This window comes from Levilactobacillus brevis ATCC 14869 = DSM 20054 (assembly GCF_001433855.1).
Taxonomy (GTDB): Bacteria; Bacillota; Bacilli; order Lactobacillales; family Lactobacillaceae; genus Levilactobacillus; species Levilactobacillus brevis.
This window is the reverse complement of record NZ_AZCP01000004.1, coordinates 106,104-127,718: the sequence shown is the minus strand read 5'-3', so window position 1 is coordinate 127,718 and position 21,615 is coordinate 106,104. Positions and strand designations below refer to the sequence as shown.

The window sequence follows — 21,615 nt, the reverse complement described above, 5'->3', positions numbered from 1 at the left end:
ACTAAAAAGACCACAACTGATAGAATTCACATTCTACTAGTTGTGGTCTTTACTTTGCTATTTAATTGCGGCGACGCCATTCTAAAACCACATAGCCCCCCAGACTGAGTAGACCTAAAAGTACCCCTAGCCGGCCACCAGCCACATGATAGTGAATCACCACATGATTGTCACCGCTATGAATCGGGACGGCAATTAATCCGTGCAAGGCCGTTCGGGGAGTCACGCGTTGGTCATTAACGGTAATTTGCCAACCGTCTTCGGCCGGTAAACTCAATAACGCCCAACGTTTTTGCGCCGTTCCCGTCAGGTTCCCCACATAACTCGTCCGTAAGTGTCCACGGTACTGATGCAAGGTCAAGGCATGCTGAGCAACCTGGTGCCGCACGGCAGTCATTTTTTCAGCCGGCAAAGTTGCCACGTGCATCCCGGTGACGGTCGCCTGCTGACTCGCAAAAGTTAACTGAAGTCGCTGACCTCGGCGATACTGCCCCAGATTTACCATCATCGTTTGGTGATCAGCAAACCATTTGGGCTTAACCAAGTGGCCATTAACCCGCATCGTCGAATACTTACTGGTACCGCTCGGATCATAAAAGTACAGGCGACCCGTTGCAGTCGGTGTAATCCACCAGCGATGATTATACGGAAAGGTCGTATCTGCGCCGTTAATCTGCCACTTGGTATACACCGCATCATGCCCCGAAGTAACCGTCCGAAAATACGGCGTTGTTTGTGGCCGTAACGCCTGTAGGATAGCCTCCTGGTTGGTAATTGCATCCGCGGATAAGTGGACCCGCAATAGTTGGGGTGATACGGCCATCCCCATACCAACATAACTCCCCACTCGTTGCGTCCCGGTGGTCGTTAATTTTTCCTTCACGCCCCAAATCAGCTCGGTCACTGGAGTAAATCCCTGTGGACTGAGACGGCGAACATTTCGAGTAAAAATCCCTAACTGCTGACTCATCTGAATGGTCGCGGCTGAAATGGTGGAACTATACGCGCCCGTTCCGTTATAACCTAACCACATACTGTCGTTATACGGATTATAATGCCCAGCAAACCCGGCGGCCACGGTTGGTACGTTATTCCGAATTCGATATACCGTCGTGGCTGTGGTTTGGGGCCGTAAACGTTTGACTGCCTGCGTATAAGCTGCCGCATACTGCCGTTGATTACCGAAATCTGCGCCCGTGAGCGCCACATTAAAGTTCCCCAGTAATTCTAAGCCGACCAGGACCCCCAGTAATCCCGTCCACTGCGGCCGATACCATAACACCCCAGCCGCCAACACGAGTATCAACACACTCAGCGTCAAATTTCCCCAATTAACTGGCTGGAGACTGGTATAGTAAGCCGATTGTGTCCAGCTCGTCATGGGGCCAATCATTACTGTGCCCAAAATCATCAGGCCACCCAAGATGGTTGGTAATCCCCATCGCCAACGACGAGACAGCTGCTGGATACCAGCATGCCAAGCATCGGCTGCTAGTAGAATTAACACAAAACTAAAGAAGAAGCTGTTGCGAAACGGGTACCCGGCCGGAGCGGATAGCATGTGCCACACGGTATTAAATCCCCGCAACCACATCCCTAAGAAGACCACTAACAAAAGACTGGCCGAGCGCACTTTAGCGCCGCGTTTAACTTGAGGCAACGCGAAGTAAACGAGCACCAACAGGGCCACGAGAGTTGACACAAAAATACCCGGCGCATGATTTAACCGTTGCAGATACGTCGTGGTCCCCATTCCCAGCTGACTAAAAAATTCCAATCCAAACGTTGGTACCAAGAAAAAGTTCGATAATCCAGCACTCGCCTTGGGCGTTTTTAGCATACTCAAAACGGTTGGTAGTAAGATGGCTAGCGTGGTCCCCACACTCAATAATGATGTGACGATAAACCGCCAAATTAAGCCGCGTTGCTGATGCCACCATGCGCGTACTGATTGCCCCTTCGGCCACTCTGCCGTGATGACGTAGCCAAAGTAGGCCACGATAAACAAACACGTCATGTATCCCAGATAGTAATCTGTCACCACACTGACGAACAGCCAGCCGAAATAAGCGACCGTCCGTCCAGTTCGAACCAATTGATCCACGCCCCACGTAACCAGCGGTAACCAAATCAAGGCGTCGAGCCACATCACATTGAAAAAATTTAAGGCCACGAACCCACTAAACGCAAACGCCAGCCCAAATACCAACACAAATCGACTCGTCGTACGCCAGTGTTCTTGTAAATAAAAGGTCATGGTTCCGGCAATCGTCGCTACTTTAAGCATAATAATGACGGCAATCATCACCGGAATCTGACTCGCCCGCCCCACGAACAAAAGCAGGTTAAACGGACTCAATATGTAATAGCTGATAACCGGCATCCAATTGCCGCCAAGTGCTTGGTGCAAATTCATAAATGACCAAGTATGCTGCCTAACCAGGCGAACAAAATCTGTAAAGAACGGGGTATATTGCACCCCTAAATCGCCGATTAACAGATTATGGTTCCCAAATGGCGTTATTCCCCGTAACGCAAAGAGGGTCACCATCATCATTAACGCCAATAGGGTGGCCGTTAATGGCTGCTGCCACCGTCCCCGCTGGAACTGTTGTCGTTGCATCTCTATTTCTCCCCTTAAAAATCCCTACCGCCGCCAGAATGTCGTGCAGTCGATCTTGTCGTCAATGTTGTACTGGATAATTTGTTTCAACAAATCATAGTCAACGTCTTGCGTCCATTTAATGCGGCCAAACTTTTTCCCCGGATTATACCCAGCCGCCGCGATTTGCTCGGCAAAGTGCACCATCCCCTGACCTTCTGGCGCAAATGCCATGTGCGGCTTGGCTACACTGAACCCAATAATAAACGTCCCGTGATCAGTAAACATCGGCTGATTCCAAGCGTACCGCTGCTCCAATTGGGGAAAAGTTTCTTGAACCCAAGTTAAGACTGTCCGTAATCGATCGCGATTTGCCGCATTGTCAACTCGATTAATATAACCTTCAAAATCTGCAATCATCGTTCTCACCTCAACTGATAAAGTTAGTTGACATCATTGTACCATTTAATAACCATTATCGTGGTCATTCACCATTTATAATTACTGTTATGACAAGCTTTACCGGATTCATACCATTCCGCGACACATTTTACACATGACTTTGCTATCTTGTTAGTAAGGGCTGATAACATGACCCCCCTTCCGTTATTAGCGCGAGTATCACCATTTGCTTCAATTCTTCCAACCAGAAAATGGTCGTCGTTACTGTCGACCATTTTTTGTATCCTATATTTCAGCTAAAAGGGCCTATCCACTAGTAGCGGATAGGCCCTTCATTGTGTTTAATTATGAAAGTTTAGTGGAACTGCATCCCACCATCAACTTCAAGTGTTTGACCCGTAATGTAGTTAGAATCGGGACCGGCTAAGAAAGCCACCCCGTTAGCCACATCTTCTGGTTCTGACAATCGACCTAAAGCGATGTCCTTTGAGAAGGTTTGCATCCCCCATTCGTCGTCTTTACCAGCATTTTGACCAACCTTGTGAGCGATGTCAAACATCATTGGTGTCTTAACAATCCCGGGTGCATAAGCATTGACCGTGATGCCTTCAGCGGCTAAGTCACGCGCCGCAACTTGGGTCACACCACGAATGGCAAACTTAGTTCCACTATACAGAGCTAAGTTCGGGTTACCAACAACCCCGGCTTGAGACGTCGCGGAAATGATCTTCCCACCATGACCCAATTCCTTGAACTTCGCATGGGCTGCTTGAATGCCCCAAAGAACCCCACCCACGTTAACGTGATAAACCGTATCAAACTGTTCTTGGGTGATGGTGTCAATTGGCGTGGTTGGGCCAAGGCCGGCGTTATTAACGATAACGTCAAAGCCGCCCAGCTTGTCGGCCGCTTCATTAACCGCAGCAAACACGCTATCACGATCAGAGACATCGGTCTTGACCGCAATGGCCTTGCCACCAGCAGCTTCAATATCAGAAACGACCTTGTTGGCATTGTCCAAGTTCAAATCAGCAATTGCCACAGCAAAGCCGTCGTTAGCTAACCGTTTCGAGATGGCTTCACCAATTCCTTGTCCGCCACCGGTAACCATTGCTACTTTTCCATTTGATGCCATGTGCCATTCACTCCTTTAGATAAGTAAATTTTCCAGGTACAACCTCATGATAGCGAATAAAACGGGAAAAAGAAAGCGATTGCGTCGGGAAGTTTCCACTAATCCATGACAACTAAAAATGGTCAGACCCGTTTTACCTGATCCCACCATTTTCGTAATCGTTTACATTATTTTGTCGTACTTAATTCAGCAGCATCTTCGCCTGTCTTAGCACGTAAGGTGGCTTCGATATCTTCCAAAGACCGATTCCGCGTTTCGAACACTTTCTTTTGGACGAACCAGATGGAAGCAAAGCAGAGAATCCCGTAACCAATGAACAAGCTCCCGGTTCCGAAGAAGTCCAACAGAGATGGGAACGTCAAGGAAACAATCATGTTCGCTGTCCAGTTGATCACACTAGCAAAGGAGTTACCTAAGCCCCGAATGTTCAATGGGAAGACTTCCCCAATCATGACCCACATTACGGGACCCCAAGTTGCGGAGAAGAAGGCGATGTAAACTGTCAAAGCAATCACAGAGATGATTGCCGCGGTCTGTGACCCACCTGAGAACTTCATCCCGATGCTCATGATAAACAGGGAGATCCCCATTCCAACGGCACCGATATTTAGCATCTTTTTCCGGTCAATCTTATCCATGATGGCTACCGCAATCGCAGTCACAATCACGTTAAAGATCCCAATTCCAATATGCGCTAACAGTGCAGCTGAAACCCCGAAGCCAACATCCGTGAAGATGGTTGGTGCGTAGTACAGTACCGTGTTGCAGCCCATCACCTGTTGGAAAATGGCTAAACCAATCCCGATGATCAGTGAAGGCCGAACCATTTTACCAAATAACTCTGACCAACCACCACTCACGATTTTAGCGGATTCTTGAATATCATTAATTTCTTTATTGACCGCCACTTGGTCATGCTTGTTCATGGTGTCTAGCACGTGTCGGGCTTCATCCAAATGCCCGCTTTTAACCAAGAACCGGGGACTCTCGGGGAGAATCAGCCCACCCAAGAACAACAAAGCAGCAGGAATTGCCGCAAAGCCTAACATCCACCGCCAGCCGGTATAAATGCCTGAGAAGCTGTAGTTCGTGATGTAAGCCAAGAGAATCCCGGTCATAACCATTAACTGGAATAGACTAGAAACTGTCCCCCGCTTATCAGCAGGTGCCAATTCAGCCAAATACGTTGGAATTAACGCCGAGGCGGCCCCAACGGCCATCCCCAGGATAATCCGGGAAATAATTAACGTCCAAAACTCTGGTGAAAAGGCGGAGCCTAACGCCCCAACGAAGAAAATAATAGCAGAAAGCAGTAATAATTTCCGCCGACCAAACCGGTCAGACGAAGGCCCAATGATGGCAGCACCTAAGATTGCGCCTAACAAAACCGCACTAACCACCCAACCTTGTTGCCAAGACCCTAAATTCATTTGCTTCTGAATAAACAGAATGGCTCCAGAAATAACCCCGGTGTCATACCCGAAGAGTAACCCACCAAGGGCGCCGAAGAAATAAACAAATCCGGTCGAAACTTTTCGCATAAATCTCGCTCCTTATTACGACGTTCACCGTCGTTTCCATAACTAGCAACTATCCAATATGTGTGTAAGTTAGTCTCGCAAGCCGTTGGTTGATTGCCGCAACCAACCATGAGCTTATCATAACACTTTCACAAGCTTTTTGAAACCGTTTTCTTTTTAGGCAATCAAAAAATCACCAACAATCCCCCTTGGGGTTGCCGGTGATTTAGTCTAAAGCTCCGCTCGCCGATAGTCTAACAACTGTTCACTAATCGTTTTAGTCTGTTGATAAACCTGTTTATAAATGGCATGCATCTTTTCATACTTTTTAACGTTATCGGGATTGGGTTCATAGGCCTTGCCAAAGTGGACAAAGGTTTCAGCACAGTCCTGCAAGGAATCAAACCAGCCTAGACCGGTGGCCGCGATCATCGCTGCCCCCATTCCAGGCCCTTGTTCGTTGGTTAGGCTGACCACTTTACGGTTAAAGATATCGGCCTGAATTTGGAGCCACAAAGGGCTCTTAGCGCCACCACCGATGGAAACGACCGTATCAAAGTCACCGCCATTTTCTTCATAGATGTCAAAGAGATCGCGGAAAGAGAAGATAATCCCCTCTAACACGGCGCGGACAAAGTCATAGCGTTGGTGCGTTCCATCAACACCGGTAAAACTCCCACGAATGTCAGCATCGGCATAGGGCGCCCGTTCACCAACAATGTAGGGCGTGTAGAGTAGCCCATTGGCCCCAACCGTGGACTTGGCAGCACTAGCAACGACATCCGTAAAGTCTTCGGCGGGTGCAAAGGTCTTCTTAAACCAACTCAAAGAGTAGCCGGCGGCCAGCGTCACACCCATTGAGTAGAACTTATCTGGGATAGCATGATCTTCAAACTGAAGAACGCCATGGTAGTTAACATCCGCATTATCTTCGTACTTCAAGACCACGCCAGACGTTCCAATGCTGGACAGGACCATATTGGGGTGCAAGATACCGGCACCAACGGCTCCCGCTGCATTATCGGCCGCCCCACCAAAGACTTTCGTGTCAGTGGTCAAGCCAGAGAATTCGGCATATGCCGGTGTAACAGTACCCGCCAGGTCGATTGACTTAATCAACGGTGGGCACATGCTCATTGGAATATCAAAGGCCGCACAGATTTTTTGACTCCATTCGCCCTTCGCAACATCTAATAAAACAGTCCCGGTTGCATCCGAATAGTCCATCGCTAGATTCCCGGTCATCCGGTATCGCACGTAGTCCTTGGGTAAAACAAAGTATTTAGCTTTAGCCCAAATATCGGGTTCATTTTCTTTCACCCAAAGTAACTTCGTTAGCGTGAACCCTTCCAATGGCTGATTACGCGTAATATCAACGAATTCATCACCTAATTTGGCTTCAATTTCTTCTCGTTGTGGCGTGCTCCGCGTATCGTTCCACAGGATCGCTGGTCGTAAGACTTTTTTGTTCTCATCCAATAGAACCAGCCCGTGCATTTGCCCGGAGTAACTTAAGCCTTCAATATCGCTGGCGTCCAAGTGGTCATTTAAAATCAAGCGGACAATGGCAACGGTCGTACCAGAAACCCAGTCCTCTGGATTTTGCTCATTGTACCCTGGTTGTTTTTGAATCAAATCATAATCAAAGCTTTCTTGGGCAACAATCTGTCCGCTGTGGTCTAGGGCCGACACCTTGACGGCACTAGTTCCCAGGTCAACGCCAAGTACATATTTCCCCATCGGTCATTCCTCCTAGTCGTTTTTGGTTTAAAAAAGGCGGACGAACACACCGTCCGTCCGCCAATTCCATGGTTAATTAGTTATATCTTAACACGCTCAAAGATTACTTGCTCAACGTATCGATGATGTAATGGTTGATCGTATCCTTAATTTCTTCTAAGTGATCAGAATGCGTTGCCGCGATCAATTCTGATTGTGGCTTGTCGATAGCGTAAGCTTCAAGGGACTTCAAGTCAGCCTTACCACTTTCGATATCAGCACCAACACCAGACTTGTATGAGCTGTAACGGTCGGCCTTCAAGCTATCTAAGAAGCCATCTTGCTTCATTGCAGCAGCAACCCGGAGTCCAGCAGCAAAGCTATCCATCCCAACAATGTGGCCTAAGAAGAGGTCTTCTGGGGCAAATGAGGAACGACGAGGCTTAGCATCAAAGTTCAACCCACCGCGAGGGCCAATGCTGCCGTTTTCGACAACTTCGTACATTGCAGCGGTCGTTTCGTATAAGTTTGATGGGTATTCATCGATATCCCAGCCAATTAACTTATCACCTTGGTTAGCATCCAATGAACCTAACAAACCAGCTTCACGAGCAACCCGGATTTCGTGTTGGTAAGTGTGACCTGCCAAGTTAGCGTGGTTACCTTCCAAGTTCAACTTGAAGTCTTTATCCAAGGCGTATTCCTTCATGAAGGCAATCGTCGTAGCGGCATCAAAGTCATATTGGTGAGTCGTTGGTTCCTTAGGCTTTGGTTCCAGCAACATTTGAGCATCGAAGCCGATTTCGTTAGCGTAGTCCTTAGCCATATGGAAAATCTTAGCTGCGTGTTCTTGTTCTTGCTTCATGTTGGTGTTCCAGAGTGATTCGTAACCTTCACGGCCACCCCAGAAGACATAGTTTTCAGAACCAACCCGCTTACCAATTTCCAAACTGTGCTTCAATTGTGCGGCACTGTAAGCAAAGACATCGGCGTATGGTGAGGTTGCAGCCCCTTCAACGAACCGAGGGTTAGTGAACATGTTTGACGTGTTCCAAAGAACCTTCATACCAGAAGTCTTTTGGTATTCAACGATCTTGTCAACAACTTTGTCCAAGTTGGCGTTCGTTTCGCGTAACGTATCACCTTCTGGAGCTAAGTCACGATCGTGGAAGCAAAGGTAATCTACCCCTAATTTTTGATAAAATTCAAAGGCAGCATCAACCTTGGCTAAAGCCAAGTCCATTGGATCAGTATACTTGTCATAAGGACGTTGAGCGGTCCCATCACCGAATGGGTCAACTAGGCGTTGGTCAAAGGTGTGCCAGTAAGCAACGGCAAACCGTAACCAATCCTTCATTTTCTTACCCATAATTTCTTCTTCTGGGTTGTAGTATTGGAATCCTAAACCAGATTTCTTATCTTGATGGCCGACGTATTGAATCTTGTCGACGCCTTTCCAGTATTCTTCAGTCATAATTATAAAAGCCCTCCTAGTTAGTTCGTTGCGACAACCAACTTACAAATACAAGTATACAAGGATTTATTTTGAATGCAAGCGTTTTCGCAAAAAAATTCAAAAAAACCACTTCAAAAAAGAAGTAGTCACACCATAGAACCGAACTAGACTTGCGAACGTGTGATGGCCGGGGCAACGGCCATCACCTTTTATATGAATACTATATCGCGCTTGCCTGAGGGTTCAACAAATAAATATGGAAAAGGAAATACTAGAATTAACCGATCTGCTTAGTATGAAAAAAGTTGCCATTCTAAAATTCTTGGTCAGTCCTGCTTATCGCTAAGGGGTTGTCCTAATTGGAAAGCTATTATCGCATTGGCTAAATCATTATTAGTGAAGGGAATATGTTGCCACACCCATGTATATAAGCGTAAAAATACCCCCGACTACTCCACATAGCCAAGGGGATTGATGTCGTAATGCACTAAATTACATTATGTGTGTTTGTCTTACTTACGTAAAACTAACCAATCTGGGTAACGAACTTTTTGCCACCGACCGTATAACGACTATAAAAGAGTTGATTAGGATCTTCTGAACCGCCATTATACTCGAATGGTTGGTGCTGATTGACGATCGTTAGTCGGTACTTCAATTTACCGGTCTGCTTAATTTTCTTCATCCCCAACCCAGGAATTTCCTTAGCAAAATATAGTTGCCGGGTATTGCCCTTATTCGTAGACTTCTGAACTTTTTGTCGGAATTGTGGACGTTGCGAACCATTGATTGCGCCAGGATTCTTAAAACGAGAAAATTCAGCGAACCCGTTACTGGTGATTCTAAGTTGTGAATAAATTTTGATGTCAGAAGTCAAATCAGTTCTAAATTTGACCTGCTTAAAATCACCAAGACTCAGAGCCGGTAGATAAGTTGGTCTTGCGATTCGTTGGTAATCTTGTGGTCGAGATGAGCTAATCGTGCCACTGATTGATAGTAATTCTAGATGCTTAGGACGCTCCTTATTTAAAAAGTCGTAATCAAGTTGGCTTAAGTAAATTGAGATTGATGGTTTTTCCACGGAAGACCCCTTATACTTATGACCGATGATAATGGTTCCCTTAGGTACAGTTCTTTCTTTGGTCATGTTGTTAGAGTAAAGGAACCTTAGGGACGTCGCACGTTTGACTTTATAGTATTGAAAATCGTTCAAAATGTAATCGTGTACTTCGTGGCCACTAATCATATAGCTTTTTGCCTGTGCTTTAGTCAAGTATGTCAAACCTCCTAGGGTCATGACTAGAACTGCTAAAGCAGCCATCTTAAAAAAATTCATCTACGGATCTCCTTAATTCTAATCATCTAAACACACTGTCATCATTCTATCTTGACATTCATAACGCAGGCGGAAAAAATCAAAATTAAACTATTTCAATTCCAAATTTGAACTTGATGACAAACCGTCATAGTTAAGTTCGATTCATCTTTTATATGGTATGCGGTATATAAGGTAATTGCTGTTTATTTTAAATGTGTAGTGCTACTGTATAGACGTTTTTAAGTAACTCTATCTTGATGAGGGAAAAATTAAAATGGCTGAATTTCATGATAATGACGATGAAGAGGAATCCACTCCCATTCGCAAGTGAACGCCGTTCCACATAAATTCTCCATCAACATCTGTTGAAAACGTGCCAAAAGTTGCGTTTAATTTAACAACCCGTCACGCAAAAAAAGCGCCCAACCAGTCAAAGACTGATTGGACGCTTCATACAGCACTCGCTTGCACGAGTGGATCTATCTCGGAATCCACATTCCCTCAAGATCAGACACGTCACAATACGGTGACATATGTGCCCTGTTGAAAAATTCACCTAGCCGCTTGCGCGGACGACCCGAAAGTCGCGTGATTTTCTCGACTCATCGCATAGATAAGATATTAGCACAATCTCAGCTAAAGTACAAGGCGTCACTGAATACACGACCTACTTTTTAACGTCAGTGGCTTCCTTGTTGGTCGCTGCTGCTTGTAGTTTTTCAATCTGCAAGTTTAGCCAATCATGAAGACTCTCGTCGGCCACTTTAGCTTGTTCAACATAGGTGGTAGCTGGTGCTAAGGCATCAATCCGCAACCCAGAAACATTAATATCAGGCGATTCAATCACGGCATACACGTTTAAATCGGCTTCCTCAGAAGTTTCCATAATCTTGCCAATCGTCTTCGTACCTTGCAATGGCAAATTAATCACACTTAACTCCAACCGAACTGACATCTCAGCATCGGTCACCTTGAGTTCAGCCTGGGCCAGTTTGTCAGCCCCAATTTGTTCACGAATAAATGCCGCCAGTGGCGCCATCGTTTGGTCCGGCTTGTCATAAAAATCAGCCAGCGTTGTCTCCGCCGTAAAGTGTTGCACATCATCCTCAGCGACTGCGTCAATAAATGCTTGTACTTCTCGTTTCATTTTTCCACCTCGTTTTAACGACCGAATCGTTTCCGGTCATGCCTATCTTGTTCCTTCTTACGCAACCGTAATGCCAAGACCAGCCAATACCCGTTCCCCACTATGAGAGCTAAGCTGAACGCCGACATGAGTAATTTGACCATCATGGTATTCTGCGTTCCCCCGGTCCACATGTTCAGTAACACACTGATTAGCGCCAGCGTGTACATCGCGATGACCAGCCCCATGACATAAAAGGATGGGCGCCAATCAATGGCCGCCAGCACTACCGGAATCGCATATAAAATAACTGCCGTCAGCGTTGAACGCCAAAAATCAGTCATGACTTTTGCGGTATTGGCCCCTTGACCAAAGAACCGTGACATTAAAAAACTAATAGCGATGAATCCAACTAGGGACACAATCGCCCAGGCAATAACGTTACGATCTTTCATTTTAACCTAAACCCCTCAATAATTTCTAAAATAAAAGACGTGGTCAAACCGACCACGTCTTAGTCAATTTCCTCTTCTATTCTAACGTATTCCCCGGTGAAAATCAGCTAATCACTAAAAACTAACGCCAGCTAATCAACTAATAAATCAAGAACTTCTGCCGTAGGAATGCCATTGAAGTATTGCTGGGTATCGACACTATCCAAAATGGCGCCCACGTGTTCTCGGTCATACCGCACACCGGTTAGCTTATCCGCTAATTCAGTCGCATCAGCTGGGCCGAAGAAATCGCCGTAGAACTTCAGGTTCTTAATCTTGCCACCCTCCACTAATAACCGTGCATCAATTGTACCGGCCGTAAAGTGTTGGCGCTTTTTCACCGTAAATTCAGGTGAATTACCGTAGACCCAGTCCCAGTTATTGTAATAGTCATTGTAGATCTTATCGATTGCCACTTTTTCATCATCATTGATGGTGACTTCCTTATCGGCAATCGCTTTGAGATCCTTAACCTGGAAGAGTTCCTTTAACAAGGTATCCCGGAACTCCGGCACCGTTAAGTTTTGATATTCGGGAGCTAAATAGGGTTTCAAGTTCGTAACCCGGGACCGCACCGACTTAATCCCCTTAGACTTCATCTTATCTTCCGGGACATTTAAAGCGTGCGCGATCACATCTTGGTCGACATCAAGCATCAACGTTCCGTGAGAGAAGGTCTTGCCACTATGTGAGTACATCGCATTTCCAGAGAACTTCTTGCCGTCCACCAGAATGTCGTTACGACCAGAGACTTCAGCCGTCGTTGCGCCCATCGCATGCAACGCATCCACCACCGGTTGGACGAAAGACTTAAAATCACCGAATTCTTCGCTATCGCTATCAACCACGAAGCTAAAGCAAAGGTTGCCGAGATCTTGATAGACCGCGCCACCACCCGATAACCGACGGGTGACGGTGATGTTATGTTCTTCCACGTATTTTTGATTGATTTCTTCTAATGTATTTTGGTTCCGACCGACAATGATGCAGGGCCCTTCATAGTAAAACAATACCAATGGTTCATCGAACTTTTTGTTGTTCATTAAGTACTGTTCCGTTGCTAAATTGTGTCGAATATCATGTGACTTCATCGCATACCAATACATAACCCAAAACCCCTTTCAAATTAACCACGCCACGGCCCCGACTCCTAACTGTCGGTGTCTTGGTTACTTTAAATCATAGCACGAGTTGTAATCGATTACAATTCAGCTTTCATCTGGGTTTTCATTACCTTATTTATAGAAGATTATTGCTACTTTATCGCTGGTTATTGATCGAAAAAAGCCGTCCAGGTTCACCCCGGGCGGCTTCCAACGACATTAATGGTGACCGTAATCACCATTCCTCATCTACACCATAATTATAATCGGTTTGCTAACTAAAAAATAGCGTTTAGCTCACGTCTTTGCCAATAACTCCCAGCGGTCTATTTGGGGTTAATTAACTGACGGAAAAAACCATGTGCATGTAAGTCACGTTTTAAATCCGTCATCGTGAATTGGTGGTAGAACTTGCGATAGTCCTCATCGGCAAGGGTAAATAAATCCGTCAACGTTTGCGAGATGTTTGCCGAAATATCCGTCTCGTCAGTCGTCTGCGTTCCCTTAGAATCACCGGTGATAAACCGGGCATAGCTAATGGTCGGTGGAATTGTCAGGTCATAAAGCTCACCCACATTGATCTCCGCTAAATCCTTAATGAGTTGATAACCGCCATTTTTACCCACGGACCCCTCGATATAGCCCTGCTTATGCAGGACGGAAAGAATATTGCGAATCATGACCGCATTCAGTTGTAAGGAAGTCGCCAGCTCCCGACTTGCAATCTTACGTGGACGGTTCTCATCCAAGTAAAGCAAGCTGTGAACGGCAACTGAAAAGTCTAATCTCATCGTTCAGCCATCGCTTTCGAAAAATCTGTCATTACTGGTATCATACCACACTCTGCGATCTCGATAATAGTCACAAATTGGTAATCACAGGATTCCCTCATTCAAAATATACATGCATATTTGCGTGATCATTTGCATAGGATTATTCCATTACCGGGTAGTTTGATAACCCGATTATCCAACTTGGTGGATTTAAGTGAATTTTTTTATCATTTTTCAAAGCATCTGCGATGATTGCCATATCAAAGGATTTGAAGAATTTGTGAAAAATAAATGGCAAATTATTTAAAAAATGGTCTTGAAAATTAGAATTTGATTAACTATAATCAAACGCAATTATTGTTTAGGGCCAACTTGAATAGGTCCGAGCCTTTATTCATAAAGGTTTATTCAAAAATGAGAGATATATTAGAGAAAAATACATTGGGAGGGATTTCCGTGGACACTGCAGCAAACTTTTTGACCATTAAAGATGTCAGCACCGCCTTTAAAATTAACGGACAATTCTACGATGCCATCTCCCACGTTAACCTTCAGGTTCATCACGATGAGATTCTCGCAATTGTGGGTGAATCCGGATGTGGCAAGAGTACGTTAGCCACGACCATCATGGGTCTTCATGATGCGGCAGAGACTAAGATTACCGGTGAGATTGACTTCGAGGGAACCGATCTTTTACAGCTTGACGAGGATGGTTACAACCAATACCGGGGCGATAAGATTGGCATGATCTTCCAAGACCCCTTATCCGCATTGAATCCACTCAAACGAATTGAAGATCAAATCAGTGAAGTTATGGATTACCACACCGACCTATCCAAGGATGCCAAGCATGCGCGGGTCCTAGAATTACTGGATCAAGTTGGCATTGTGAATCCGCAACGAACAGCGCGTCAATTTCCCCATGAGCTTTCTGGGGGGATGCGGCAACGGGTGATCATTGCCATTGCGATTGCCTGCAAGCCGGACCTCATTATTGCTGACGAGCCAACCACCGCATTGGATGTCACCATTCAGGCCCAGATTCTCGATGTGCTCCGTGATATTCAAAAAGAAAATCATGCCGGCATTATCCTGATTACCCATGACCTAGGGGTTGTGGCCGAAACGGCCGACCGAGTAGCTGTCATGTATGCGGGCCAAATTGTGGAACTGGGATCGGCTGAACAAGTCTTCAACACCCCAGAGCACCCGTATACCCGTTCTCTACTCCGGTCAATGCCCCAGCGGGAAAACGAGAATGATGACCTCTATGTCATTAAGGGGAACGTCCCATCACTGCAAAAGATGCCCAGTCAGGGTGATCGGTTTGCGCCACGGATTCCGTGGGTTCCCGCCAGTGCTCATGAAGAACATCCCAGTATGCACGAAGTAGCGCCGGGCCATGAGGTTCGCTGCACCTGCTACAAGAACTTTCAATTTCCAGATCAACAAGGGGGCGTGACGGCATGAGCTTAGTTGAAATCAAAGATCTCAAAGTCCACTACCCCATCCGCTCCGGTTTCTGGAACCGGGTCACCGACTCGGTCAAGGCAGTCGATGGCATTACCTTTAACATCGAGGCCGGCGAAACTTACGGTTTGGTTGGCGAATCCGGTTCCGGCAAATCAACAACCGGTAAGTCCGTTGTGGGACTGGAAAAGGTCACTAGTGGCTCCATTATGTATGACGGTAAAGATATTACCGAATGGGCCAACCGCCGCAAGCTCGATTACAACCGCGACGTGCAAATGATTTTCCAAGATTCCTTATCGAGTTTGAATCCTCGTAAGCGGATTGAAGACATCATCGCTGAACCACTCCGTAACTTTGAACATCTGAGTAAAGAAGATGAGAAGCTCCGAGTATTACAGCTCCTTGATATCGTGGGACTAGATGCTGATGCCCTTTACAAGTATCCCCACCAATTCTCTGGTGGTCAACGACAACGAATCGGGGTTGCTCGCGCCGTTGCTACCAACCCCAAGCTCATCATCGCTGATGAACCTGTCTCGGCTCTGGACTTATCTGTGCAAGCACAGGTGCTGAACTTTATGAAGAAAATCCAACGTCAATTTGGTATTTCCTATCTCTTCATCTCACATGACCTCGGCGTGGTTCGCCACATGTGTAATAACATTGCCATCATGAACCGCGGTCGGTTAGTTGAGATCGGTACGCGTGAGGATATCTACAACCATCCGCTACATATTTATACGAAGCGCCTGCTTGCAGCCATCCCCGAAACCAACGTCAACCAACGGGCCGCTCACCGAGCTTCCCGGTTGGCCGTGGAAAAGATCTACGACGAACAACAGAGTAAATACTACGATGAAAACGGTGAAGCTTATCCGTTGGTACAAGTAAGTCCCACCCATTCGGTGGCCTTACCAGAAGAAATCGCTCACCAGCTAGCTAATCAAGAAGGGGAGGTGCAGGCCTAATGTGGAAAACCATTCTCCGTCGTTTCTTAATCATGATTCCCGAAGTTATTATTCTCAGTATTCTGGTCTTCCTCTTGGCCAAGGCGATGCCTGGTGATCCATTTACCGGTTCAATTAATCCCAAGGCCGACCCGGCTCAAATCAAACACTTGATGCGGATTAACGGTCTGTATGACCCCTGGTACCAACAATATTGGAATTGGGTCGTGCATTTATTCCATGGGAATTTGGGGAACAGTTATCAGTACCAGGAACCCGTTACACGGCTAATCGCCGGACGTGCGGGTAACACGTTATGGTTGGCATTATTCACCATGATTTTAACTTATGCTTTCGCCTTACCAATGGGTGTTTATGCCGGCCGGCATGAAGGTAAACTACCAGATACTATTATCCGGGTCTACACTTACGTGACCTACTGTATTCCATTCTTTGTCATCTTAGTTCTAGGCATTTGGATCTTCGGGTATGTCTTTGGTTGGTTCCCAACGACCGGGTCAATATCGTCCGATGCCAGCAGTTGGTTATCCACCATTGGATCTCGGTTCTATCACATTCTGTTACCTGGTTTATTGGGAGCGTTGTTCGGGACTGTCAATATCGTTCAGTACTTACGTTCAGAAGTGATTGACGCCAAGCATTCTGACTACGTCCGTACAGCGCGGTCCAAAGGGGTGCCCAACAAGGACATCTACCGGCATCATATTTTCCGGAATTCACTGTTGCCAATTGCCGCTTTTGCGGGTTACTCCATTACCGGGTTACTGAACGGGTCCATCTTTACCGAAACGGTCTTCTCTTATCCCGGTATGGGCCTCCTATTCGTGAACTCTATTAGTTATCGTGATTACACGGTTATTACCGCATTAGTGTTAATTTACGGGATTTTGAACCTCATTGGTACATTGCTTTCCGATATCATCTTAAGCATTGTTGATCCCCGGATTCGGATTCAATAAAGGAGGCTAAACCACATGGCAGAAAATTTTGAACAACACTCAGACGTTTCCGCAGCTGATTTAGCCCGGCTAACGCAAGAAGCACAAGCAGAAGCTACCCCTTCGACCGCCAAAATTATTTGGAGTGAATTCAAGGCCGACAAACCGGCGATGGCCGCTTTAATTATTATTGTTAGCTTTATTGTATTCGTCATGATTGGTGCGTTATTTATCAACACGCCCAAAATGATGGAAACTAATATTATGGCTTACTTCAATCAACCATTTACCAGTGATTTCTGGTTAGGGGCCGATTCCGGTGGTCGTTCAGTTGCCAAGCAGCTGATTGTCGGCTCACGAAATTCAATCGGGATCGCAATTGGCTTGACCGCAATTTCTTCGACATTTGGGATTTGCTGGGGGCTGATTTCTGGCTACTTTAATGGCTATATTGATTGGGGGATGCAACGGATCTATGACTTCATGATGATGTTACCCATGACCATGATGATCATTGTCCTCGTTACTATCATCCCACACTACAATTCAGTTACCTTAACGTTAATCTTTTCTATCTTCTACTGGGAAGGAACGTCTCGTTTAATTCGGTCACGAACCCTCGCTGAGTCGGAAAAAGATTACGTTGCTGCCTCACGAACTTCAGGAACAAATCACTGGAAGATTATCTTCAGAGAAATTATGCCTAATATTTCCTCATTGATTATCGTTGACTGTACCCTATCATTTGCCGAAAACATTGGGGTTGAAACGGGTCTTTCTTACTTGGGATTCGGGCTACCTAGCCAAACCCCTTCGCTGGGGACCATGATTGCCAATGCCAATGATCCCAACAACATTACCCAATACTGGTGGACTTGGTTACCAGCCGCACTAGAAATCATCATTTTATGTTTATCAATTAGTTACGTTGGTCAGGTTCTACGACGGTCCGCAGATGCTTCGCAACGTCAAGGATCAATTAACTAGTCCAATTCACGACTTTTAAGGAGATGGTGCCACCCTGACATCCCGCGCCCTAGTCTTATCGTATCATTCTGAGGGGAATGACACGCTTGTACCTAACTATTAATTAAGGGGGAAACATAAATGGATAAGAAAAAGCTCGCATTATCAGCGATGGCTGTTCTAGCAACCGTTAGTCTCGCTGCTTGTTCCAGCAAGAATTCATCTAGTTCTGAAAATGGTACCACTGCTTCTTTGAAATTATCACCGACTTTTAACAATAAGAAAGCCACCAATGCCTCAGCCACCAAGAATAGTACACTGAAGCTGGCTGAACCTAATGATTCACCCTTCCAAGGGATCTCTGATCAAGTTCTATCCACCAACCAAGAAGACGCTGATGTCTTTGCTCCTGGTGGTGGCGGCTCCCTATTCAATGTAGATAAAAATTACAAAATCATCGACGGTGGATTAGCTAACCAACGGATTAATCGGAAGGCTAAAACCGTAACCATCACTTTACAAAAAGACGCCAAGTGGTCGAACGGCTCTAAAGTTACTGCTAAGGATATCGAATACCCTTATGAAGTTATCGCTAACAAAAACACCACTTCACAACAATACTCAGCTGATTTTAATACCATTAAAGGAATGGCGGCCTACCATACTGGAAAAGCTAAGACCATTTCAGGAATTACTTTCCCAGATGGTGAAAAGGGACGCACTGCGGTTATCCATTTAACCAAAGTCACGCCTGCCATGAAGTACTCTGGTAACTCTTTCATTTGGGGAACTGTTGAACCATATGAATACATCAAGAATGTTCCGATTGCAAAATTGGCTTCGTCTAAACAAGTTCGGAAAAACCCCATCTTCACGGGTGCTTACAAGCTAGATAAGGTCGTTGAAGGTGAATCAACCACTTGGTCACCAAACAAGTACTACTACGGCAAAACCCCTCAAATCAAGCATATCAGTATCAATGTCGTTTCTTCTAACAATATTGATAAAGCCATTCAATCTGGTAAGTATGATTTCACGGTCCCTGGTAGCGTCTTGCATGGAACCGACTACAAAGAACTTAAAAATGTGAAGAACTACAAGATTACTGGTCAACCGGCGCTCGCCTATGATTACTTTGGCTTCAACGTTGGTCACTACGACACTAAGACTCAAAAGAATGTCATGGATAAGAATAGCAAGATGGCCAATAAGAATCTACGTCAGGCGATGATGTATGCCTTAAATCTTGACGCCGTCAATAAAAAGTTTGGTAATGGGATCACTTGGCGTGCCAATACCCTAATTCCACCAATCTTCTCGAAGTACTACGACTCATCTTCTAAAGGCTACCCACTCAACATCAAAAAGGCTGACAAGTTGTTAACCGATGCGGGCTACAAGAAGCGTAACGGTAGCAAATGGCGTTCTGATCCCAGTGGTAAGAAGTTAACCATCTACTTTGGCGCAATGACTGGGACTTCCGCACAAGCAGCCGAATACCAAGACTATCTACAGCAATGGCACAAGGTCGGCTTAAACGTTCAGTTCACTGGTGGCAAGACGATGGAAATGAACAGTTTCTACTCAACTCTGCAAAAGCCAAAACAAAGCTCCATTGATGTTTATGCTGCCGCTTGGGGCGTGTCATCTGAACCAACACCTACCCAACTTTATGGTGAAGATGCGACCTACAACATGGGCCACTTCGTCTCTAAGAAAAATACGCAATTGATGAATGAAATGAACAGTGATAAGGCTTGGAATGACACTTATCGGACTAAGGCCTTCAAACAATGGCAGAAATACATGAATGAACAAGCTGCCGTTGCTCCCGGCTCATTCAGTTACAACTGGGTTCCAGTTAATACTCGAGTTAAGGGCTTTGATATGGGTCCCGCTAACAATAGCTTCTGGTCTAACCTTTCGTTGACCTCATCAAGTCTCAAATAAGCCATACCAAGAACACCGAATCCCGTGAGGCTCGGTGTTTTTTTGCGTTCTCAATCCACTCAACTCACGTCCGCAGCAAAAACCGACTCGCCTTTTGTCCCATCAGTCTTGGGGACTCCGGCATCCCCCGCTCTAGCCACGTGACAGACAGATTAATCACGGCCCCCGCAAAGAACTCGATGTAGTAATCTTCCACAGTTAGCGGGGCCTTAGCCAAAATTCGGCTCTCCGCTAACAACCGGCGGTAGACCTGTTGGAAGGTTGTTATCAACACCCGAATTTTGCCATTTTTCACCAATAATAATTGATTGTCCGCCTCTCGTTGGGCCAATTCAAAGTAACGCGTCATCAGTCCCGTTAAATCAACCTGCTGGAAATTAGGTAATGCTCGCAAATAGCGACTGATCCCTTGTTCCTGGGCCGCCAAAATAATTTCGTCAAAGTTCCCAAAACGATTATAAAAGTACGTCCGCGATACCCCCGCTTGTTGGCACAACTCCGTAACTGAAATATCCGGCATTGGCTTGCGCGCCAGCAGTAACAGTAAGGCGCGGTAGCTCGTCTGCAGCTTTTGGTCTTTCAATTCCTGAGGACTCATGGTTGACAAATACCCCCTTTTTGTCATGTAACTATTTTCTTCCAGTGTACCATCTTATACACTGGTCCACACATAAAGGGAGGTCTTTCATATGACTCATTCACGCAAAATCTTACTCACGATGACCATTGGAATTTTTATCTGTATTCTGGACACCACCGTTATGAGTATCGCTTTACCCGCAATGCAAAGCGGCCTACACACCGATCTAGCCCATCTCTCCTGGGCGCTAAATATTTACACGATTCTCTTCGCTTGCCTCACGATCCCATTGGGGCGAATTGCCGATATTTATGGCCGTGAACGCCTCTACTTAGTCGGCTTAAGTCTATTTTTCCTCGGCTCCATTGCCTCTGGTCTAGCCCCTACCGTCAGTTTTCTAATCGCCGGACGTGGCCTGCAAAGTATCGGCGCCGCAATCGTTTTCCCGGCCAGTATGACCATTGGCATTCAAAGCACGTCGCTGGCAGGCCGCACGCAGGCCATCGCCCTTTTAGGGGTCACCCAAGGATTGGCTGCCGCTTTTGGTCCCACTATTGGCGGGGTGTTAACTCAATACTTCGGCTGGCGAACCATCTTTTTAATCAACCTACCGTTAGCCCTGACAGCGCTCGGGCTGTGCCTACACCTCCTCGACTGGCATCACACCGGCAGTCAGCACGAAACGCTGGATATCCCCGGCACCCTCACCTCAATGCTAACGCTCTTTAGCCTGTCGCTATTATTAATCAAAGGCAATGATTGGGGCTGGACCAGCTGGCGAATCATCGGCCTGATGAGCACCTGTGGATTGGCCTTAGGTCTCTTCCTTGTGATTGAAAGTCGAGTTGCTCAACCGATGATGCCACTCGCATTATTTAAGGATCAGCAGTTTAATGGGGCTGCAATCGTTACTGTGGCTGCAGGCATTTTCTTTATTGCCTTAATGGTCATCTTGCCCAGCTTCTTCACTAAGATTCAGGGGGCGACGGAACTACAGGCGGCATTGATGGTTACCCCCGCTTCCCTCATGCTCTTCATCTGCTCACCAATTAGCGGCTTTTTATTAAATAAGGTCGGGCCACGAACCGTCAT

Annotated in this window: 18 protein-coding genes; 6 read left to right on the top strand and 12 right to left on the bottom strand. The window is 46.1% G+C overall.

Annotated elements, in window-relative coordinates:
• Positions 1 to 61: 61 nt before the first annotated feature.
• The 11 genes from FC61_RS08535 to FC61_RS08485 all read right to left on the bottom strand — a co-directional run bounded on the left by FC61_RS08535 (position 62) and on the right by FC61_RS08485 (position 13,666).
• A complete protein-coding gene (locus tag FC61_RS08535; RefSeq protein WP_042516685.1) occupies positions 62 to 2,623 on the bottom strand; it encodes a YfhO family protein in 2,562 nt (853 codons plus the stop codon).
• A 24-nt stretch (positions 2,624 to 2,647) separates the two neighbouring features.
• On the bottom strand, positions 2,648 to 3,022 hold the full coding sequence (locus tag FC61_RS08530; protein ID WP_021742418.1) for an iron chaperone: 375 nt from the start codon (positions 3,020 to 3,022) through the stop codon (positions 2,648 to 2,650).
• 337 nt (positions 3,023 to 3,359) lie between these two features.
• Positions 3,360 to 4,139: a (S)-acetoin forming diacetyl reductase gene (locus FC61_RS08525; protein WP_015473105.1), complete on the bottom strand. Its 780-nt coding sequence runs from the start codon at positions 4,137 to 4,139 to the stop codon at positions 3,360 to 3,362.
• A 167-nt stretch (positions 4,140 to 4,306) separates the two neighbouring features.
• Positions 4,307 to 5,680 (bottom strand): sugar porter family MFS transporter, encoded by a 1,374-nt coding sequence (locus tag FC61_RS08520; protein ID WP_021742415.1) that lies wholly within the window; start codon positions 5,678 to 5,680, stop codon positions 4,307 to 4,309.
• A gap of 210 nt (positions 5,681 to 5,890) precedes the next feature.
• Positions 5,891 to 7,399, bottom strand: coding sequence for a xylulokinase (gene xylB / locus FC61_RS08515; RefSeq protein WP_021742414.1), 1,509 nt, complete (start codon positions 7,397 to 7,399; stop codon positions 5,891 to 5,893).
• 103 nt (positions 7,400 to 7,502) lie between these two features.
• The gene (gene xylA / locus FC61_RS08510; protein ID WP_021742413.1) at positions 7,503 to 8,852 is read right to left on the bottom strand and encodes a xylose isomerase; all 1,350 of its coding nucleotides are present in this window, start codon (positions 8,850 to 8,852) and stop codon (positions 7,503 to 7,505) included.
• Positions 8,853 to 9,360: 508 nt separating this feature from the next.
• Positions 9,361 to 10,170, bottom strand: coding sequence for a hypothetical protein (locus FC61_RS08505; protein ID WP_021742412.1), 810 nt, complete (start codon positions 10,168 to 10,170; stop codon positions 9,361 to 9,363).
• Positions 10,171 to 10,819: 649 nt separating this feature from the next.
• Positions 10,820 to 11,299 (bottom strand): hypothetical protein, encoded by a 480-nt coding sequence (locus tag FC61_RS08500; protein ID WP_021742410.1) that lies wholly within the window; start codon positions 11,297 to 11,299, stop codon positions 10,820 to 10,822.
• A gap of 14 nt (positions 11,300 to 11,313) precedes the next feature.
• The gene (locus tag FC61_RS08495; RefSeq protein WP_021742409.1) at positions 11,314 to 11,733 is read right to left on the bottom strand and encodes a hypothetical protein; all 420 of its coding nucleotides are present in this window, start codon (positions 11,731 to 11,733) and stop codon (positions 11,314 to 11,316) included.
• Positions 11,734 to 11,864: 131 nt separating this feature from the next.
• On the bottom strand, positions 11,865 to 12,878 hold the full coding sequence (locus FC61_RS08490; RefSeq protein ID WP_011666981.1) for a lipoate--protein ligase: 1,014 nt from the start codon (positions 12,876 to 12,878) through the stop codon (positions 11,865 to 11,867).
• A gap of 323 nt (positions 12,879 to 13,201) precedes the next feature.
• Positions 13,202 to 13,666 carry an Rrf2 family transcriptional regulator gene (locus FC61_RS08485; protein ID WP_021742408.1) on the bottom strand — a complete coding sequence of 155 codons (465 nt, stop codon included), beginning with the start codon at positions 13,664 to 13,666 and terminating at the stop codon, positions 13,202 to 13,204.
• Positions 13,667 to 14,104: 438 nt separating this feature from the next.
• Between FC61_RS08485 and FC61_RS08480 the strand changes: the two genes are divergently transcribed.
• From FC61_RS08480 to FC61_RS08460, 5 genes are all read left to right on the top strand, one after another.
• Entirely contained in the window at positions 14,105 to 15,118 is a 1,014-nt protein-coding gene (locus FC61_RS08480) for an ABC transporter ATP-binding protein (RefSeq protein ID WP_011666979.1), read from the top strand.
• Positions 15,115 to 16,089 carry an ATP-binding cassette domain-containing protein gene (locus tag FC61_RS08475; protein WP_021742406.1) on the top strand — a complete coding sequence of 325 codons (975 nt, stop codon included), beginning with the start codon at positions 15,115 to 15,117 and terminating at the stop codon, positions 16,087 to 16,089. Before FC61_RS08480 ends, FC61_RS08475 begins: the two co-directional genes overlap by 4 nt.
• Positions 16,089 to 17,048, top strand: a complete 960-nt coding sequence (locus FC61_RS08470) for an ABC transporter permease (protein ID WP_011666977.1) — start codon at positions 16,089 to 16,091, stop codon at positions 17,046 to 17,048. Before FC61_RS08475 ends, FC61_RS08470 begins: the two co-directional genes overlap by 1 nt.
• Before the next feature lie 15 nt (positions 17,049 to 17,063).
• Positions 17,064 to 18,014 (top strand): ABC transporter permease, encoded by a 951-nt coding sequence (locus FC61_RS08465; protein ID WP_021742405.1) that lies wholly within the window; start codon positions 17,064 to 17,066, stop codon positions 18,012 to 18,014.
• A gap of 120 nt (positions 18,015 to 18,134) precedes the next feature.
• On the top strand, positions 18,135 to 19,943 hold the full coding sequence (locus tag FC61_RS08460; RefSeq protein WP_021742404.1) for an oligopeptide ABC transporter substrate-binding protein: 1,809 nt from the start codon (positions 18,135 to 18,137) through the stop codon (positions 19,941 to 19,943).
• Positions 19,944 to 20,007: 64 nt separating this feature from the next.
• Here the strand turns inward: FC61_RS08460 and FC61_RS12545 are convergent, their stop codons facing one another.
• A complete protein-coding gene (locus FC61_RS12545) occupies positions 20,008 to 20,541 on the bottom strand; it encodes a TetR/AcrR family transcriptional regulator (RefSeq protein ID WP_021742403.1) in 534 nt (177 codons plus the stop codon).
• Positions 20,542 to 20,632: 91 nt separating this feature from the next.
• On the opposite strand from FC61_RS12545, the gene FC61_RS08450 reads away from it, so the two are divergent.
• Positions 20,633 to 21,615 (top strand): MFS transporter (locus tag FC61_RS08450; RefSeq protein ID WP_155516309.1); only part of this gene is annotated, 983 nt, incomplete at its 3' end.

Excerpts from the sequence above, each read along its gene's own strand:
- FC61_RS08495 (WP_021742409.1), bottom strand. The coding sequence starts at position 11,733 with ATGAAAGATCGTAACGTTATTGCCTGGGCGATTGTGTCCCTAGTTGGA.
- FC61_RS08505 (WP_021742412.1), bottom strand. The coding sequence starts at position 10,170 with ATGAATTTTTTTAAGATGGCTGCTTTAGCAGTTCTAGTCATGACCCTA.
- FC61_RS08530 (WP_021742418.1), bottom strand. The coding sequence starts at position 3,022 with ATGATTGCAGATTTTGAAGGTTATATTAATCGAGTTGACAATGCGGCA.
- FC61_RS08465 (WP_021742405.1), top strand. The coding sequence starts at position 17,064 with ATGGCAGAAAATTTTGAACAACACTCAGACGTTTCCGCAGCTGATTTA.
- FC61_RS08460 (WP_021742404.1), top strand. The coding sequence starts at position 18,135 with ATGGATAAGAAAAAGCTCGCATTATCAGCGATGGCTGTTCTAGCAACC.
- FC61_RS08470 (WP_011666977.1), top strand. The coding sequence starts at position 16,089 with ATGTGGAAAACCATTCTCCGTCGTTTCTTAATCATGATTCCCGAAGTT.
- FC61_RS08500 (WP_021742410.1), bottom strand. The coding sequence starts at position 11,299 with ATGAAACGAGAAGTACAAGCATTTATTGACGCAGTCGCTGAGGATGAT.
- xylB (WP_021742414.1), bottom strand. The coding sequence starts at position 7,399 with ATGGGGAAATATGTACTTGGCGTTGACCTGGGAACTAGTGCCGTCAAG.
- xylA (WP_021742413.1), bottom strand. The coding sequence starts at position 8,852 with ATGACTGAAGAATACTGGAAAGGCGTCGACAAGATTCAATACGTCGGC.
- FC61_RS08525 (WP_015473105.1), bottom strand. The coding sequence starts at position 4,139 with ATGGCATCAAATGGAAAAGTAGCAATGGTTACCGGTGGCGGACAAGGA.
- FC61_RS08520 (WP_021742415.1), bottom strand. The coding sequence starts at position 5,680 with ATGCGAAAAGTTTCGACCGGATTTGTTTATTTCTTCGGCGCCCTTGGT.
- FC61_RS08485 (WP_021742408.1), bottom strand. The coding sequence starts at position 13,666 with ATGAGATTAGACTTTTCAGTTGCCGTTCACAGCTTGCTTTACTTGGAT.
- FC61_RS12545 (WP_021742403.1), bottom strand. The coding sequence starts at position 20,541 with ATGAGTCCTCAGGAATTGAAAGACCAAAAGCTGCAGACGAGCTACCGC.
- FC61_RS08475 (WP_021742406.1), top strand. The coding sequence starts at position 15,115 with ATGAGCTTAGTTGAAATCAAAGATCTCAAAGTCCACTACCCCATCCGC.
- FC61_RS08535 (WP_042516685.1), bottom strand. The coding sequence starts at position 2,623 with ATGCAACGACAACAGTTCCAGCGGGGACGGTGGCAGCAGCCATTAACG.
- FC61_RS08490 (WP_011666981.1), bottom strand. The coding sequence starts at position 12,878 with ATGTATTGGTATGCGATGAAGTCACATGATATTCGACACAATTTAGCA.